This is a genomic window from Bacillus sp. AM1(2019) (assembly GCF_009906915.1).
GTDB lineage: Bacteria > Bacillota > Bacilli > Bacillales > Bacillaceae > Bacillus > Bacillus velezensis.
Window position 1 is genome coordinate 1647950 of the sequence record NZ_CP047644.1, and the last position, 16126, is coordinate 1664075.

Annotated in this window: 18 protein-coding genes; 17 read left to right on the forward strand and 1 reads right to left on the reverse strand. The window is 47.8% G+C overall.

The window, feature by feature from the left end; all coding sequences use genetic code 11:
• Positions 1-3: 3 nt before the first annotated feature.
• From GNE05_RS08335 to spoVM, 6 genes are all read left to right on the forward strand, one after another.
• Positions 4-765, forward strand: a complete 762-nt coding sequence (locus tag GNE05_RS08335; protein WP_017417762.1) for a Stp1/IreP family PP2C-type Ser/Thr phosphatase — start codon at positions 4-6, stop codon at positions 763-765.
• Positions 759-2702, forward strand: coding sequence for a Stk1 family PASTA domain-containing Ser/Thr kinase (gene pknB, locus GNE05_RS08340; RefSeq protein WP_038461444.1), 1944 nt, complete (start codon positions 759-761; stop codon positions 2700-2702). Before GNE05_RS08335 ends, pknB begins: the two co-directional genes overlap by 7 nt.
• Positions 2703-2716: 14 nt before the next feature.
• Positions 2717-3607, forward strand: a complete 891-nt coding sequence (gene rsgA, locus GNE05_RS08345; RefSeq protein WP_014417748.1) for a ribosome small subunit-dependent GTPase A — start codon at positions 2717-2719, stop codon at positions 3605-3607.
• 1 nt (position 3608) lies between these two features.
• Positions 3609-4259: a ribulose-phosphate 3-epimerase gene (rpe, locus tag GNE05_RS08350; protein ID WP_014417749.1), complete on the forward strand. Its 651-nt coding sequence runs from the start codon at positions 3609-3611 to the stop codon at positions 4257-4259.
• 68 nt (positions 4260-4327) lie between these two features.
• The gene (locus GNE05_RS08355; RefSeq protein WP_053573430.1) at positions 4328-4972 is read left to right on the forward strand and encodes a thiamine diphosphokinase; all 645 of its coding nucleotides are present in this window, start codon (positions 4328-4330) and stop codon (positions 4970-4972) included.
• 86 nt (positions 4973-5058) lie between these two features.
• Positions 5059-5139 (forward strand): stage V sporulation protein SpoVM, encoded by an 81-nt coding sequence (gene spoVM / locus GNE05_RS08360; RefSeq protein WP_003154329.1) that lies wholly within the window; start codon positions 5059-5061, stop codon positions 5137-5139.
• 77 nt (positions 5140-5216) lie between these two features.
• Here the strand turns inward: spoVM and rpmB are convergent, their stop codons facing one another.
• Positions 5217-5405: a 50S ribosomal protein L28 gene (gene rpmB, locus GNE05_RS08365; protein ID WP_003154328.1), complete on the reverse strand. Its 189-nt coding sequence runs from the start codon at positions 5403-5405 to the stop codon at positions 5217-5219.
• Positions 5406-5663: 258 nt separating this feature from the next.
• On the opposite strand from rpmB, the gene GNE05_RS08370 reads away from it, so the two are divergent.
• The 11 genes from GNE05_RS08370 to rncS all read left to right on the forward strand — a co-directional run bounded on the left by GNE05_RS08370 (position 5664) and on the right by rncS (position 16059).
• A complete protein-coding gene (locus GNE05_RS08370; RefSeq protein WP_003154327.1) occupies positions 5664-6026 on the forward strand; it encodes an Asp23/Gls24 family envelope stress response protein in 363 nt (120 codons plus the stop codon).
• Positions 6027-6041: 15 nt separating this feature from the next.
• Complete coding sequence (locus GNE05_RS08375; RefSeq protein ID WP_014417751.1) at positions 6042-7709, forward strand: DAK2 domain-containing protein; 1668 nt, start codon at positions 6042-6044, stop codon at positions 7707-7709.
• 142 nt (positions 7710-7851) lie between these two features.
• Complete coding sequence (sdaAB, locus tag GNE05_RS08380) at positions 7852-8514, forward strand: L-serine ammonia-lyase, iron-sulfur-dependent subunit beta (protein WP_017417764.1); 663 nt, start codon at positions 7852-7854, stop codon at positions 8512-8514.
• Between the two features lie 20 nt (positions 8515-8534).
• Positions 8535-9437: an L-serine ammonia-lyase, iron-sulfur-dependent, subunit alpha gene (sdaAA, locus tag GNE05_RS08385; RefSeq protein ID WP_003154324.1), complete on the forward strand. Its 903-nt coding sequence runs from the start codon at positions 8535-8537 to the stop codon at positions 9435-9437.
• Positions 9415-11463, forward strand: coding sequence for an ATP-dependent DNA helicase RecG (gene recG, locus GNE05_RS08390; protein WP_014417753.1), 2049 nt, complete (start codon positions 9415-9417; stop codon positions 11461-11463). The genes sdaAA and recG overlap by 23 nt, the downstream gene beginning before the upstream one ends.
• Before the next feature lie 106 nt (positions 11464-11569).
• A complete protein-coding gene (gene fapR / locus GNE05_RS08395) occupies positions 11570-12136 on the forward strand; it encodes a transcription factor FapR (protein WP_003154320.1) in 567 nt (188 codons plus the stop codon).
• Between the two features lie 13 nt (positions 12137-12149).
• Positions 12150-13148 (forward strand): phosphate acyltransferase PlsX, encoded by a 999-nt coding sequence (gene plsX, locus GNE05_RS08400; RefSeq protein ID WP_007409758.1) that lies wholly within the window; start codon positions 12150-12152, stop codon positions 13146-13148.
• Between the two features lie 18 nt (positions 13149-13166).
• Complete coding sequence (gene fabD / locus GNE05_RS08405) at positions 13167-14120, forward strand: ACP S-malonyltransferase (RefSeq protein WP_007409759.1); 954 nt, start codon at positions 13167-13169, stop codon at positions 14118-14120.
• The gene (fabG, locus tag GNE05_RS08410; RefSeq protein WP_003154312.1) at positions 14113-14853 is read left to right on the forward strand and encodes a 3-oxoacyl-[acyl-carrier-protein] reductase; all 741 of its coding nucleotides are present in this window, start codon (positions 14113-14115) and stop codon (positions 14851-14853) included. Before fabD ends, fabG begins: the two co-directional genes overlap by 8 nt.
• Before the next feature lie 84 nt (positions 14854-14937).
• Positions 14938-15171 (forward strand): acyl carrier protein, encoded by a 234-nt coding sequence (acpP, locus tag GNE05_RS08415; RefSeq protein ID WP_003154310.1) that lies wholly within the window; start codon positions 14938-14940, stop codon positions 15169-15171.
• A gap of 138 nt (positions 15172-15309) precedes the next feature.
• Positions 15310-16059, forward strand: coding sequence for a ribonuclease III (gene rncS, locus GNE05_RS08420; protein WP_012117543.1), 750 nt, complete (start codon positions 15310-15312; stop codon positions 16057-16059).
• The last annotated feature ends 67 nt before the right edge of the window (positions 16060-16126 follow it).

Below are 16126 nucleotides of genomic sequence, written 5' to 3' on the forward strand. Positions count from 1 at the left end.
AGGTTGATTACAGCCTTGAAAACAGATACAGGTAAAGTCCGCCGGCATAATGAAGATGCGGCGGGCATTTTCACAAAAGAAGACGCGGTGCTTGCGGTTGTCGCCGACGGCATGGGCGGTCATCTTGCCGGAGATGTAGCGAGCAGGATGGCGGTTGCGGCGATGGAAGAGCAGTGGAACCGGACCGAAACGGTTCCTTCTCTGCCGTCTGCTTGCGAGGATTGGCTGAAAGACCGGATTCATGAGGCGAATGTCAAAGTACATGACCACGCTAAAGCGAATGAAGAATGCCGGGGAATGGGCACCACCGTTGTTTGCGCCTTATTCACCGGGAAGTTTGTCACTGTGGCTCATATCGGTGACAGCCGATGCTACCTGCTTCAAGATGGGGAATTCACTCAGCTGACTGAAGACCATTCGCTTGTGAATGAGCTGGTCAAGACGGGGGAAATTTCGAAAGAGGACGCCGAGCACCATCCGCGGAAAAATGTATTGACGAGAGCGCTGGGGACAGATGAAACCATCAGTTCCGACGCCCGTTCTTTTGAACTGTCTGACGGCGATCAGCTGCTTTTATGCTCTGACGGACTGTCAAATAAAATAGAAGATCACGAGATCAAACAAATGCTTCAAGCCGAATCTGATCCTCAGGAAAAAGTAGACCTTCTCATCAGCAAAGCGAATCAAAACGGCGGCGAAGATAACATCACGGCTGTGTTGATTGAGTTTTCCGCAGATGCAAAAGAGGGTGAAGACAAGTGCTAACCGGCAAGCGGATCAGCGGGCGTTATCATATCCTCCGGCCCATTGGCGGCGGCGGAATGGCAAACGTTTTTTTAGCTGAGGACATCATTCTCGAACGTGAAGTCGCAATTAAAATTCTGCGGTTTGACTTTGTGAATGACATTGATTTTATCAGGCGTTTCAGAAGAGAAGCACAGTCGGCATCAAGCCTCGATCATCCGAATATCGTCAGTATTTACGATATCGGGGAGGAAGGCGATATTTATTACATTGTCATGGAATATGTGGAAGGCATGACATTAAAGGAATACATAACCGCACACGGACCGCTTCATCCGAAAGAAGCGCTGTCCGTTATGGAGCAGATCGTCTCGGCCATCGCCCATGCCCATCAAAACCATATCGTGCACCGGGATATTAAACCGCACAATATATTGATAGATCATTTAGGGCATATCAAGGTGACGGATTTCGGCATCGCCACAGCACTTACGTCTACGACAATCACACATACGAATTCTGTGCTGGGCTCGGTTCATTATTTGTCTCCGGAGCAGGCGAGAGGCGGTCTGGCAACGAAAAAATCAGATATTTACGCGCTCGGCATCGTGCTGTTTGAGCTTTTAACAGGTAAGATCCCTTTTGACGGAGAATCAGCCGTAAGCATAGCGCTAAAGCATCTGCAAACAGAAACGCCTTCCGCCAGAAAGTGGAACCCTTCCATTCCGCAGAGCGTCGAAAACATTATTTTAAAGGCAACCGCTAAAGACCCGTTTCACCGCTATGAAAGCGCCGAGGACATGGAAGCGGACATCAGAACGGCTTTTGACGCCGGCAGGCTGAATGAACAAAAATTTTCCGTTCAGGATGATGAGGAAATGACAAAAGCCATTCCCGTTATTACTGACGGCGCAAAAGCCGCACCTCAGGCGGAAACGCCGGGGGAGACGGACGATAAGGAACAGCAGCCCGCCAAAAAGAAAAAACGGAAATGGCCGTGGGTTTTGCTGTCCGTCTGTTTCATTTTCATTATGGCGGCTGTTCTTGCGGTCACCGTGTTCCCGTCTTTGTTTATGCCTAAAGATGTAAGCGTCCCCGACGTACGGGGCATGAAGTACGAAAAAGCGGAAGCACTGCTTGAAAAGAACGGGCTCCGGGCGGATCCTGATATAACGGACATTGAAGATGACAAAATAGAAGAGGAATTAATGGTCAAAACGGACCCAAAAGCGGGGTCTACCGTTAAAGAAGGCTCTTCTGTAAAACTGTACAAAAGCATCGGAAAACCGAAAACCCAGCTGATCGACGTGAAAGGGCGGCAGATCGGCGACGCAAAAAAAGCGCTGAAGGAAAAAGGCTTCAAACATGTCAATGTCAAAGAAGAGAACGATGACAGCGAGGCCGGCACCGTAATTGATCAGGACCCGTCAGCCGGCACCGACATGGTCGCAAGCGACGATGAAGTCAATCTAACGGTCAGCCTCGGCCCGGCGGACGTTACGCTGAGGGACTTAAAGACTTACAGCAAGGAAGCGGCTTCAGGGTATCTTGAAGATAACGGCCTGCAGCTTGTTGAAAAACAAGCCCATTCAGATGACGTGCCAAAAGGACAAGTCATGAAGCAAGAGCCGGCAGCCGGCACTGCGGTTAAGCCGGGAAGTAATGTTGAAGTGACGTTCTCGCTCGGACCTGAAGAAAAACCGGCGAAAACGGTAAAAGAAAAAATCAGCATTCCTTACGAACCCGAACATGAAGGGGACGAGCTTGAAGTGCAAATCGCCATCGATGATAAGGACCACAGCATCTCTGATACGTATGACTCATTTAAAATAAAAGAGCCGACTGAAAAAACAATTGAACTGAAGATTGATCAGGGACAGAAGGGGTATTACCAAGTGATGGTCGATCATAAAGTCGTCAGCTACAAAACGATTGAATACCCGAAAGATAATGACTGACAAGGAGGGACCCTATGCCTGAGGGCAAAATTATAAAAGCGTTAAGCGGATTCTATTATGTCTTGGATGAATCACAGGACAAGATCATTCAATGCAGGGGCCGGGGCATTTTCAGAAAAAATAAAATAACGCCTCTGGTCGGCGATTATGCCGTTTATCAGGCTGAAAATGATAAAGAAGGCTACTTGCTGGAAATCAAAGAACGAACAAACGAGCTGATCAGGCCGCCGATTTCAAATGTCGATCAGGCCGTTCTCGTCTTTTCTGCCGTTCAGCCGGCGTTCAGCACGTCTTTATTGGACCGTTTTCTCGTCCTTGTGGAAGCCAACGGCATTCACCCGATCATCTGCATAACCAAAATGGACTTAGCTGCAGACGGGGAATCGAAAGAGGCGATACTTTCTTACGTGAAAGACTATCAGGGGATCGGTTATGACGTATATGTGACGTCATCAAAAGAAAACAGCGGTTTAACAGGCATTGTGAAACACTTCGAGAACAAAACGACGGTGTTTGCCGGTCAGTCGGGAGTCGGAAAATCTTCGCTTTTAAATGCGATCAGCCCGGAGCTTGAGCTGAAAACAAACGAGATTTCCGCGCATTTGGGACGCGGAAAACATACGACGCGCCATGTGGAGCTCATTCATACATCAGGCGGTCTGGTGGCGGATACTCCGGGGTTCAGTTCGCTTGAATTTACCGGCATTGAGGAAGATGAGCTGGGCAGCACGTTCCCTGAGATCAGAGAAATAAGCGCCTCTTGCAAATTCAGAGGCTGTCTGCATCTTAAGGAGCCGAAATGCGCGGTAAAGCAAGCGGTGGAAGAAGGAGAGATTCAGCCGTACCGCTATGAGCATTACAAAGAATTTATGCAGGAAATAAAAGAGAGAAAGCCGAGGTATTAATATGATTAAGGTTGCGCCATCAATTCTTTCCGCCGATTTTGCTTCACTGGGCGAGGAAATTAAAGACGTGGAAAAAGGAGGGGCGGACTATATCCATATTGATGTCATGGATGGCCATTTCGTCCCTAACATTACAATCGGGCCGCTTATCGTTGAAGCCGTCCGTCCGGTGACTGATCTGCCGCTGGATGTCCATCTTATGATTGAAAACCCGGACCGCTACATACCGGCATTCGCAAAAGCCGGCGCGGACATCCTTTCCGTTCATGCTGAAGCGTGTCCGCATCTTCACCGGACCATTCAATTGATAAAAGAGCAGGGGGTAAAAGCGGGAGTTGTGCTCAATCCGCATACGCCCGTCCAAATGATTGAACATGTGATCGAGGAACTTGACCTTGTGCTGTTAATGACGGTTAACCCCGGTTTTGGCGGCCAGCGCTTCATTCATTCGGTTCTGCCGAAAATCCGTCAGGTCAAACAGCTGGCTGAGGAGAAAGGCCTGTCTGAGCTTTTAATCGAAGTGGACGGAGGCGTTAATAAAGAAACAGCCCCTTTATGCGCTGAAGCGGGCGCCAATCTGCTTGTTGCCGGGTCTGCCGTATATAATCAGCCGGATCGGAAAAAAGCCATCGCTGACATCCGAAACGCGTAATAAACATGCTGAAAAAGAGCCCGGTGAAAGCCGCCGGCTCTTTTCGCGTCTAAAAGAGAGGAAAACATATGAGGACAATCAATATCGTTGCGGGCGGCCCGCGGGAGCTTATTCCCGATCTATCCGAATACACTGACGGAGATACGACGTGGGTCGGAGTCGATAAAGGGACGGTTGCTCTTTTGGAAGCTGGAATCATTCCGCAGGAAGCTTTCGGTGATTTTGACAGCATTACGGAAGAGGAGCTCATGCAGATTCAAAAAGCGGCGCCGGCCCTCCATGTGTATCAGGCGGAAAAAGATTATACCGATCTTGAACTCGCCCTTGACTGGGCTTTACAAAAAGAACCGGAAACCATTCGGATATTCGGTGTGACGGGCGGAAGAGCCGATCACTTTTTAGGGAACATCCAGCTGCTGTATAAAGCCTTACACAAGAATACCGATGTCGAGCTGATCGACCGGCAGAATGACATTCAGATGTTCGGGCCCGGCCGTTATACAATTGAAGAAAAAGCGCGCAGACGCTATATTTCTTTCATTCCGTTTACGGAAGCGGCAGACGGCCTGACACTCGACGGTTTTAAATATCCCCTTGAAAATTGTCATATTCCTCTGGGTTCAACACTATGTATTAGTAACGAACTCATTCATTCACGAGGTACTTTTTCGTTTGCAAAAGGCATATTAATAATGGTAAGGAGCGCGGATTAGAAAAGCGGCTTCTGCCATATGCGGAAAAAACCATGAATCCTAAAGTGATGAACGCAGCGGATACGGGACTTATAGGAGGGGACAAAATGAAATTTTATACCATTAAATTGCCGAAGTTTTTAGGAGGAATTGTCCGGGCGATGCTGGGCTCATTTAGAAAAGAGTAAGCCCAAGAAGCTGAAATTGCCCTCTTTGAACGCATAAAAAACGCCTGCCGCATAAAAGGGCAGGCGTTCATTTTTGCTTATACACGCTCAACTTTACCGGATTTTAAAGCCCGGGCAGATACATACACTTTTTTAGGTTTGCCGTCAACGAGGATGCGGACCTTTTGAAGGTTGGCGCCCCAAGTACGCTTAGAAGCGTTCATTGCGTGAGAACGGTTGTTTCCGGCTTTTGTTTTTTTACCTGTAATAAAACATTTACGTGCCATTTGTTTCCCTCCTAACTGCGCGAAACATCTTTTCAAACATAGTTTCTCAGATGCTTTCGTTATACAATACTTTAAATAATTTACCACAGCTAAAAACCGTTTGCAACTATTGTTTCCCTTACTTTCAAGAAAAATCACTTGACATGTAAAACCAATCACATTTCCGCGCTGAAGGCCGCTGTCTGTATCTTTTCTTTTCATAATGGGATACATATAGTAGAATAATGATAACTCTATGCACCTGAAGGAGGAACCTGTGTGTCCATTGAAATGAAGACAAAATACGGACAGATTGATATATCCAACGAAGTCATCGCAATGGTTGCCGGAGGCGCTGCCATTGATTGTTACGGAATAGTGGGGATGGCCTCAAAAAACCAGATTAAAGACGGTTTGTCTGAAATCCTCCGGAGAGAGAACTTCGCAAAAGGCGTACATGTCCGTCAGGAAGCCGAACAAATACATATCGACATGTACATTATTGTCAGCTACGGCACTAAAATATCCGAAGTAGCCCACAATGTTCAGACGAAGGTAAAATACACAGTAAATCAAACAATCGGACTTGCAGTTGATTCTGTAAATATTTATGTCCAAGGCGTACGAGTAACGAACCCGTAGTGAGGAGGATGAGTATTGTCTAGACGAAACTTAGATGGGAGAGCTTTTGCGGCAATGATTCTGGCGGGGGCTGAGACATTGTCTCAAAACGCATCCGCGGTGGATGCGCTGAACGTGTTTCCCGTGCCTGACGGCGATACCGGAACAAATATGAATTTATCGATGTCATCCGGTGCAAGAGAGGTAGAGCACATTGACTCACCCGACATCGGCAAAGTCGGCATCGCCCTGTCAAAAGGCCTGCTTATGGGAGCGAGAGGAAACTCAGGGGTGATCTTGTCCCAATTGTTCAGAGGTTTCACAAAGAGCATTGAAAACAAAAACCAAATAGACGCCCAAGAATTTGCCGCAGCACTCCAAGCGGGAGTGGATATGGCATATAAGGCGGTCATGAAACCGGTTGAAGGAACGATTTTAACCGTGGCTAAGGATGCGGCTAAAAAAGCGGTCGCCTCGGCCAAAGAAGAAACCGATATTATTTCGGTCATGGAGGCCGTTATTGAAGAAGCGGAAGCGTCGCTCAACCGCACGCCGGATCTGCTTCCTGTTTTAAAGGACGTCGGTGTCGTTGACAGCGGCGGAAAAGGTCTGCTTTGTGTATATGAAGGCTTTTTGGCTGCTTTAAAAGGAGAGGCCGTACCGAAAAAAGCGGTTCTTCCGGCACTCGATGATATGGTGAATGCCGAGCATCATAAAAGCGCGCAGAGCATGCTGAGTACAGAAGACATTGAATTCGGATTTTGTACGGAAGTGATGGTGAGGCTGGATCAAGATAAACGGACGTTCAAGGAAGAGACGTTCAGAAACGAACTGAGCCGTTTCGGCGATTCACTGCTGGTCGTGGCTGATGATACGCTGGCGAAAGTCCATATTCATGCCGAAGAACCAGGGAACGTGCTCAATCTCGCACAGCGTTACGGCGATTTGATTAAAATTAAAATTGAAAACATGAGGGAACAGCATACTTCAATCATCAGCCAAGAACATGATGAAAAAAAGCCGGCCGGCGTTATGAAAGAAGCCCGCAAGCCTTTTGGCATCGTGACTGTGGCAATGGGAGAGGGCATTTCTGAATTGTTTACGAGCATCGGCGCTTCACACGTAATCGAAGGCGGTCAGACAATGAATCCGAGCACGGAAGATATTGTTGAAGCCGTTCAGTCTGTCAATGCGGAGACGGTTTTCATTCTTCCGAACAATTCCAATATTGTGATGGCTGCCAATCAGGCGGCGAGCGTGGCTGAAGAAAATGTCATTGTCATTCCGGCAAAAACGGTCCCTCAAGGCATGACCGCCCTGCTTGCGTTTAACCCTGACCAGCCGGCTGACGTAAATGAAGCCAATATGCTTGAGGCCATCCGGAATGTGAAAAGCGGACAGGTGACATATTCAGTCAGAGACACCCATATTGACGGCAAAGATATTAAAAAAGGTGATTTTATCGGCATTTTAAACAGTTCAATTATCGGCAGCGCCGAAGATCGGATGAGTGCGGCAAAATTGCTGCTGGATGAAATGATCGGGGAAGAAGATGAAATTGTCACCATCTTGTACGGAGAGGACGCTCCGGAAGAAGAAGCTGAGAAACTCGCTGAGTATATTGCAAGCGTCTGTGAAGATATCGAGGTTGAAATCCATAACGGCAGACAGCCTCTGTATCCATATATATTTGCGGCAGAATAGAAGGGCTTATCAGGCCCTTCTATTCTTATGTCTTTATTTACCTGCGGCAGTGCGGCAGTGTGTCTGCTTGCCAATTGAGAAATGTTCAATTAGTCTAAAGAAAAGCGCTGAATGAAGTGATGTTAAGGAGGAACAAACCAGCATGAAGTATAGAAGCGTTTTTGATATTATCGGCCCGGTAATGATCGGTCCGTCCAGTTCACATACCGCAGGCGCCGCCCGGATCGGCAGAGTGGCCAGAAGCCTATTCAGGCGGGAGCCCCGCCGGATCATTGTGTCTTTTTACGGATCATTTGCGGAGACGTATAAGGGTCACGGCACTGATGTCGCGATTATCGGCGGCCTGCTTGATTTTGATACATTTGATGAACGGATTAAAACAGCGATTCAAATTGCGGAAGAGAAGGGCATATATGTAGAGTTCCGTACAGAGGATGCCGTGCCGGTTCATCCGAATACAGCGCGTATCGTCATTTCTGATGATGAGGGAGAGCTTGCCCTTACCGGTATTTCCATCGGCGGCGGAAAAATAGAAATCACGGAGCTCAACGGCTTTGAGCTGCGTCTTTCCGGAAACCATCCGGCTATTTTAGTCGTTCACAATGATAAATTCGGCACGATTGCAGGCGTTGCCAATGTGCTGGCGAAATTCTCCATTAACGTCGGACATATGGAAGTGGCGCGTAAGGACGTCGGCCAGCTTGCGCTGATGACGATTGAGGTCGATCAGAATATTGAAGAAGAAGTGCTTGACGAGCTTTCAACACTTCCTAATATTATACAGGTTACTAAGATAGCTGACTAAAAAGTCAGGAGGAAAATGACATGTTTCGTAATGTAAAAGAATTAATAGAAATCACTCAAGAAAAACAAATTCCGATTTCGGAAGTGATGATCACGCAAGAGATGGAAGTGACGCAAAAAACGCGGGAAGAAATCTTTCAAGGAATGGAGCGCAATCTCTCCGTCATGGAAGCAGCTGTTGAAAAAGGGCTGAAGGGCGTCACGAGTCAGACCGGTTTAACAGGCGGAGATGCCGTGAAACTTCAGGCATACATCCAATCGGGAAGAAGCCTGTCGGGAAATCTGATTTTAGACGCCGTTTCTAAAGCTGTGGCGACAAATGAAGTAAATGCGGCGATGGGAACGATCTGCGCTACACCGACCGCCGGCTCTGCCGGGGTTGTGCCGGGAACGTTATTCGCCGTAAAGCATAAGCTGAACCCTACAACAGAACAAATGATCCGTTTTCTGTTTACAGCCGGCGCGTTCGGTTTTGTCGTAGCAAACAATGCGAGTATTTCAGGAGCGGCAGGAGGCTGTCAGGCGGAAGTCGGGTCAGCATCAGGCATGGCAGCGGCTGCGATTGTGGAAATGGCGGGCGGAACGCCTCAGCAATCAGCGGAAGCAATGGCGATTACACTGAAAAATATGCTCGGTCTCGTATGTGACCCGGTCGCCGGATTGGTAGAAGTGCCGTGTGTCAAACGAAACGCAATGGGAGCATCCAACGCAATGATCGCGGCGGATATGGCGCTGGCCGGGATTACAAGCCGCATTCCTTGCGATGAGGTGATTGACGCGATGTACAAGATCGGCCAGACAATGCCGACAGCACTGCGTGAAACGGGACAAGGCGGTTTAGCCGCGACACCGACGGGAAGAGAATTAGAGAAAAAAATTTTCGGAGGAGCGCTGAAATCAAGTGACACACCATCAGCAAACTAGTATAGCGGAGATTAAGGGCATTGGGCCGGAAACAGAAAAAACATTGCACGAACTTGGTATCTATGACATTTCTGATCTTCTGAATTATTTCCCTTACCGTTATGACGACTATGAGCTGAGGGACTTAGAAGAAGTAAAACATGAAGAAAGAGTGACGGTAGAAGGGAAGGTTCATTCAGAACCTTCTCTTACCTATTACGGCAAAAAACGAAACAGGCTGACATTCAGGGTGCTTGTCGGCAATTATTTAATTACCGCGGTCTGCTTTAACCGTCCCTACTTAAAAAAGAAACTGACGTTAGGTTCTGTCGTCACGATATCCGGGAAATGGGATAAACACAGACAGACCGTTTCCGTGCAGGAATTAAAAAACGGTCCTCATCAAGAAGATAAAAGCATTGAGCCTGTTTATTCCGTTAAAGAAAACGTCACCGTAAAAATGATGAGACGGTTTATTAAGGAAGCGCTGCAGCATCATTTGGACAGTGCGGCCGATCCGCTTCCTGAAAAATTGAGAATCCGCTACAAGCTGCCTGATTACAAACATGCCCTGCAGACGATGCATCAGCCTGAAACGAGGGAATCGTTACAGCAGGCCAGACGCCGGTTTGTTTACGAGGAATTCTTATTATTTCAGCTGAAAATGCAGGCGTTCCGTAAAGCGGAAAGGGAACAGTCAAAAGGCATCAGCCATGTGTTTCCTGCTGAAAAGCTCGCTGCTTTTACAGACAGCCTGCCGTTTTCGCTCACAACCGCACAGACGCGCGTGCTTCGGGAAATTACCGCTGATATGACATCCCCTTACCGAATGAACCGTCTGCTGCAAGGTGATGTCGGTTCAGGGAAAACAGCCGTCGCCGCCATCGCTTTGTACGCTGCGATTTTGTCGGGGTATCAGGGGGCATTAATGGTGCCGACTGAAATTCTGGCCGAACAGCATGCAGATTCTCTCGTATCGTTGTTTGCAAATGAAGATGTAAATATCGCGCTTTTGACGAGTTCTGTAAAAGGAAAGCGGCGCAGGGAGCTTTTGGAGCGGCTTGCTCTCGGAGAGATTGATATTTTAGTAGGGACCCATGCTTTAATCCAGGATGAAGTGGAATTCAAAGCGCTGAGTCTTGTTATTACGGACGAGCAGCACCGGTTCGGAGTCGAACAGCGCAAAAAACTCAAGAATAAAGGTCAGGATCCGGATGTGCTGTTTATGACAGCCACCCCGATTCCGAGAACGTTGGCCATTACCGTCTTCGGAGAAATGGATGTTTCCGTGATAGATGAAATGCCCGCGGGGCGAAAACAAATCGAAACGTATTGGGTGAAACACGACATGCTGGAGCGGATTTTGGCTTTTATAGAAAAAGAGCTGAAACAGGGAAGGCAAGCCTATATTATCTGCCCGCTCATTGAAGAGTCGGATAAACTGGATGTGCAGAATGCGATTGACGTATATAACATGCTGTCTGACGTTTACCGCGGTAAATGGAATGTCGGCCTGATGCACGGGAAGCTCCATTCTGATGAAAAAGATCAGGTGATGAGAGAATTCAGCGCCAATCAATGTCAGGTACTTGTGTCAACAACCGTCGTAGAAGTCGGGGTGAACGTGCCGAATGCGACGATTATGGTCATCTATGACGCCGACCGTTTCGGATTATCTCAGCTCCATCAGCTCCGCGGCCGGGTCGGGCGGGGAGACCACCAATCTTTCTGTATCTTGATGGCCGATCCGAAATCCGAAACCGGGAAGGAACGGATGAGAATCATGTCAGAGACAAACGACGGCTTCGAGCTGTCTGAAAAGGACCTTGAACTGCGCGGCCCCGGGGATTTCTTCGGAAAAAAACAGAGCGGTATGCCCGAGTTCAAGGTGGCGGATATGGTTCATGACTACAGAGCTTTGGAAACGGCCCGCCAGGATGCGGCCAATCTGGTGTCTTCAGAGGCTTTTTGGAAAGATGACGAATACCGTATGCTGCGCGGTCAATTACTTTCAAGCGGCGTCCTAGAAGGGGAGAAATTAAGCTGATTCTGTAAAATTCGGCGGCTTTCAAAAAACAATCATTGCATTCCAATCTATGAGATTATATACTACTATTAGTACCTAGTCTTAATTGTCCGGATGGTGTTTACAGATGAGAAGAAGCAAGAAAGAACGCCAAAAATTATTGCAGCAGACGATCAAATCGACACCCTTCATCACAGATGAAGAATTAGCGGGGAAATTCGGCGTCAGCATTCAGACGATCCGTTTAGACCGCTTAGAGCTCTCAATACCGGAGCTGAGGGAAAGAATTAAAAACGTGGCAGAACAAACGCTTGATGATGAAGTGAAATCACTGTCTTTAGACGAAGTGATCGGTGAAATTATTGATCTGGAGCTTGACGGCCAGGCCATTTCCATATTAGAAGTAAGACGCGAACATGTCTTCAGCCGCAATCAAATTGCGCGGGGGCATCATTTGTTTGCGCAGGCGAACTCACTCGCCGTAGCCGTCATTGATGATGAGCTGGCGCTGACCGCAAGCGCAAATATCCGCTTTACAAGACAGGTGAAAGAAGGCGAGCGCGTCGTTGCGAAAGCCAAAGTGACGGCAGTCGAAAAAGAAAAAGGCAGAACGGTAGTTGAAGTCAACAGCTATGTGGGAGAAGAAGTCGTGTTCTCCGGCAGCTTTGACATGTACCGTTCAAAACAATCATAAAGGTGGAGCATGCATGAGAATAGCTGTAGATGCAATGGGAGGCGACAACGCACCCAAAGCTGTTATTGACGGAGTAATGAAGAGTATTGAGGCATTTGACGATCTTCATATTACGCTGGTCGGTGACAAGACAACGATAGAATCACACTTGCCAACAACATCAGACCGCATCACTGTGTTGCACGCCGATGAAGTGATTGAACCGACGGATGAACCGGTCCGCGCCGTACGCAGAAAGAAAAACTCTTCTATGGTGCTGATGGCGCAGGAAGTGGCTGAAAACAGAGCGGACGCCTGCATCTCAGCGGGGAATACAGGCGCACTCATGACAGCGGGACTGTTTATCGTCGGCAGAATTAAAGGAATCGACCGGCCTGCGCTTGCGCCGACGCTTCCGACCGTTTCAGGCGACGGTTTCCTTCTTTTGGACGTGGGAGCCAATGTCGATGCCAAACCGGAGCATCTCGTCCAGTACGGAATTATGGGATCTGTATATGCCCGGCAGGTTCTCGGAATCAGCTCGCCCCGCGTCGGATTGTTAAATGTCGGCACGGAAGAAAAGAAAGGAAACGACCTGACAAAAAAGACGTTTGAACTATTAAAAGAAACAAACGTGAATTTTGTCGGAAACGTTGAGGCGAGAGACTTGCTCGAAGGCGCTGCTGACGTCATCGTCACAGACGGCTTTACGGGCAACGTCACGTTGAAAACATTGGAAGGTTCAGCGTTATCGATTTTCAAAATGCTGAAAGATACACTGACTTCAAGTTTTGTTTCTAAGCTCGCAGCGGGAGTGCTGAAGCCGAAGCTGATGGAAATGAAACTGAAAATGGACTATTCTGAGTACGGCGGGGCGAGTCTTTTCGGTTTGAAAGCGCCCGTCGTTAAAGCGCACGGCTCTTCTGACGCACGCGCTGTTTACCATGCGCTGCGCCAGGCGAGAGAAATGGTCAGCCAAAACGTGGCCGCATTTATAGAAGAAGAAGTAAAAGAAGAAAAAACAGATGAGTAGTCTGGAGGTTACCGCATCATGAGTAAGATTGCATTTTTATTTCCCGGACAGGGATCACAATATATCGGTATGGGAAAAGACCTGTACGAACGCGAAGAAGCGTCAAAACGTATTTTTGATGAAGCGGATGAAACGCTTGAAACAAAGCTGAGCTCGCTCATTTTTGAAGGTGACGCCGAAGAATTGACCCTTACATACAATGCGCAGCCCGCGCTGTTGACAACGAGCATCGCCGTATTGGAAAAGTTTAAAGAATCCGGCATCACCCCTGATTTCACCGCCGGACACAGCCTCGGAGAATATTCGGCGCTTGTTGCGGCGGGAGCGATGACATTTAAAGATGCCGTTTACACGGTAAGAAAACGGGGAGAATTCATGAATGAAGCCGTGCCGGCCGGAGAAGGCGCCATGGCCGCTATTCTCGGAATGGACGCGGAGTCCTTGAAAAAGGTGACGGATCAAGTGACGGAAAACGGTCATCTCGTACAGCTTGCCAACCTGAACTGCCCCGGCCAGATCGTAATTTCCGGAACGGCAAAAGGCGTGGAGCTGGCTTCAGAAGAAGCGAAAAACAACGGAGCAAAACGGGCAATCCCATTAGAAGTAAGCGGACCGTTCCATTCTGAATTAATGAAGCCGGCAGCGCAAAAACTCGAGGAGGTGCTCAGCGCCTGTGAGTTAAAAAATGCGGCTGTTCCCGTGATTTCAAACGTTTCGGCTGACGTTATGACAGAAAAAGACGATATCAAGAAAAAACTGATCGAACAGCTGTACTCACCTGTTCGCTTTGAAGAAACCATTAACAAACTGATTGACGAAGGCGTCACGACGTTTGTTGAAATCGGGCCGGGAAAAGTGCTTTCAGGCCTTGTGAAAAAAGTGAACCGCCGCCTTAAAACAATCGCGGTTTCTGACCATGAAACCATCGAACTGGCGATTCAAACGCTGAAGGAGGAGAATCAGGATGCTTAATGAAAAAACAGCAGTGGTAACGGGAGCGTCCCGCGGAATCGGGCGGGCGATCGCGCTTGATCTTGCGAAAAACGGCTGTAACGTAGTAGTCAACTACTCCGGGAATGAAGCGAAAGCGAACGAAGTCGTAGATGAAATCAAATCTTTGGGCCGAAACGCGATCGCGGTAAAAGCTGATGTATCAAATTCCGAAGAAGTACAAAACATGATGAAAGAGGCTGTCGCTGCATTTTCTTCAATCGACATTCTCGTGAACAATGCGGGGATCACAAAAGACAATCTTCTGATGAGAATGAAAGAAAATGAATGGGATGATGTCATTAACATTAACCTAAAAGGTGTATTCAACTGCACGAAAGCCGTGACAAGACAGATGATGAAACAGCGCTCGGGCCGGATTATCAACGTATCATCAATCGTCGGCGTCAGCGGAAACCCCGGCCAGGCAAACTACGTGGCGGCAAAAGCCGGTGTAATCGGCTTAACGAAGTCATCAGCCAAAGAGCTTGCGAGCCGAAATATTACGGTCAATGCCATTGCTCCGGGCTTTATTTCCACGGATATGACGGACAAGCTTTCTAAAGAAGTCCAAGATGAAATGCTGAAGCAGATTCCGCTCGCGCGTTTCGGTGATCCTTCCGATATCAGCAGCGTTGTTACGTTCCTTGCTTCTGAAGGATCGCGTTATATGACGGGCCAAACCCTTCATATTGACGGCGGAATGGTGATGTAAAGATTTGTTTTTAAAATTTCATCCTAGTTTCTCTAGTTTTTTAAAAACGAATCCTCTATAATACTTGAGGGGAGGTGAATTGCTATGGCAGATACATTAGAGCGTGTAACGAAAATCATCGTAGACCGCCTTGGCGTTGATGAAGCTGACGTCAAACTTGAAGCTTCTTTCAAGGAAGACTTAGGTGCTGATTCCCTAGATGTAGTTGAGCTTGTTATGGAACTTGAAGACGAGTTTGATATGGAGATTTCTGACGAAGATGCTGAAAAGATTGCAACAGTCGGCGACGCTGTGAACTACATACAAAACCAGCAATAAGCTGATGCTAAAAGTCCCGCCTGACAGCGGGGCTTTAGCCCTTTAATCGTTCGGTTACCGGCGTCTGACGCTGTACGCGCTGCCGATTCCGTTTACGGCGGGGAGCGCGGTGAACCTGATGTGCCTATGGAGGTTACTATGTCAAAACACTCACATTTTAAAGATAAAAAAAAGTTCTATAAAAAAATAGAGCAATTTAAAGAGTTCCAAGAACGGATTTCGGTTCATTTTCAAAACGAGAAACTTTTGTATCAAGCATTTACACATTCATCTTATGTGAATGAGCATCGGAAAAAGCCGTATGAAGACAATGAAAGGCTTGAATTTTTAGGTGACGCTGTTTTGGAACTGACGATCTCCCAATTCTTATTTGCCAAATATCCGGCCATGAGTGAAGGAGATTTGACGAAGCTGAGAGCCGCTATCGTATGCGAGCCGTCACTCGTCTCACTTGCCCATGAATTGTCATTCGGCGATCTTGTTCTCTTGGGAAAAGGAGAAGAAATGACGGGCGGCAGAAAGCGTCCTGCGCTTTTAGCGGATGTGTTTGAAGCGTTTATCGGCGCACTGTATCTGGATCAGGGCCTTGACCCGGTTCAGCAATTCCTGAAAGTGTACGTATTCCCTAAAATAAACGATGGTGCTTTTTCTCATGTGATGGATTTCAAAAGCCAGCTTCAAGAATTTGTACAGCGGGACGGAAAAGGATCGCTTGAGTACAAAATTCTCAATGAAAAAGGGCCTGCCCACAACCGGGAATTCGAGGCGCTAGTCTCTCTTAAAGGTGAGGCGCTCGGTATCGGGAACGGACGTTCCAAAAAAGAAGCCGAGCAGCATGCGGCACAGGAAGCTCTTGCAAAAATGCAAAAACATCATACGAAACAATAAAATCCCCCTGTTTCCCTAGGGGGATTTCAGTATGTCTGCGCCTGATATAAGCGGGTGATTATGATAA

Bases quoted from the DNA above. Each gene is read 5' to 3' on its own strand.
- GNE05_RS08355 (WP_053573430.1), top strand. From the start codon at position 4,328: ATGAGGACAATCAATATCGTTGCGGGCGGCCCGCGGGAGCTTATTCCC.
- fapR (WP_003154320.1), top strand. From the start codon at position 11,570: ATGAGAAGAAGCAAGAAAGAACGCCAAAAATTATTGCAGCAGACGATC.
- rsgA (WP_014417748.1), top strand. From the start codon at position 2,717: ATGCCTGAGGGCAAAATTATAAAAGCGTTAAGCGGATTCTATTATGTC.
- sdaAA (WP_003154324.1), top strand. From the start codon at position 8,535: ATGTTTCGTAATGTAAAAGAATTAATAGAAATCACTCAAGAAAAACAA.
- rncS (WP_012117543.1), top strand. From the start codon at position 15,310: ATGTCAAAACACTCACATTTTAAAGATAAAAAAAAGTTCTATAAAAAA.
- rpe (WP_014417749.1), top strand. From the start codon at position 3,609: ATGATTAAGGTTGCGCCATCAATTCTTTCCGCCGATTTTGCTTCACTG.
- fabG (WP_003154312.1), top strand. From the start codon at position 14,113: ATGCTTAATGAAAAAACAGCAGTGGTAACGGGAGCGTCCCGCGGAATC.
- acpP (WP_003154310.1), top strand. From the start codon at position 14,938: ATGGCAGATACATTAGAGCGTGTAACGAAAATCATCGTAGACCGCCTT.
- spoVM (WP_003154329.1), top strand. From the start codon at position 5,059: ATGAAATTTTATACCATTAAATTGCCGAAGTTTTTAGGAGGAATTGTC.
- plsX (WP_007409758.1), top strand. From the start codon at position 12,150: ATGAGAATAGCTGTAGATGCAATGGGAGGCGACAACGCACCCAAAGCT.
- fabD (WP_007409759.1), top strand. From the start codon at position 13,167: ATGAGTAAGATTGCATTTTTATTTCCCGGACAGGGATCACAATATATC.
- rpmB (WP_003154328.1), bottom strand. From the start codon at position 5,405: ATGGCACGTAAATGTTTTATTACAGGTAAAAAAACAAAAGCCGGAAAC.
- sdaAB (WP_017417764.1), top strand. From the start codon at position 7,852: ATGAAGTATAGAAGCGTTTTTGATATTATCGGCCCGGTAATGATCGGT.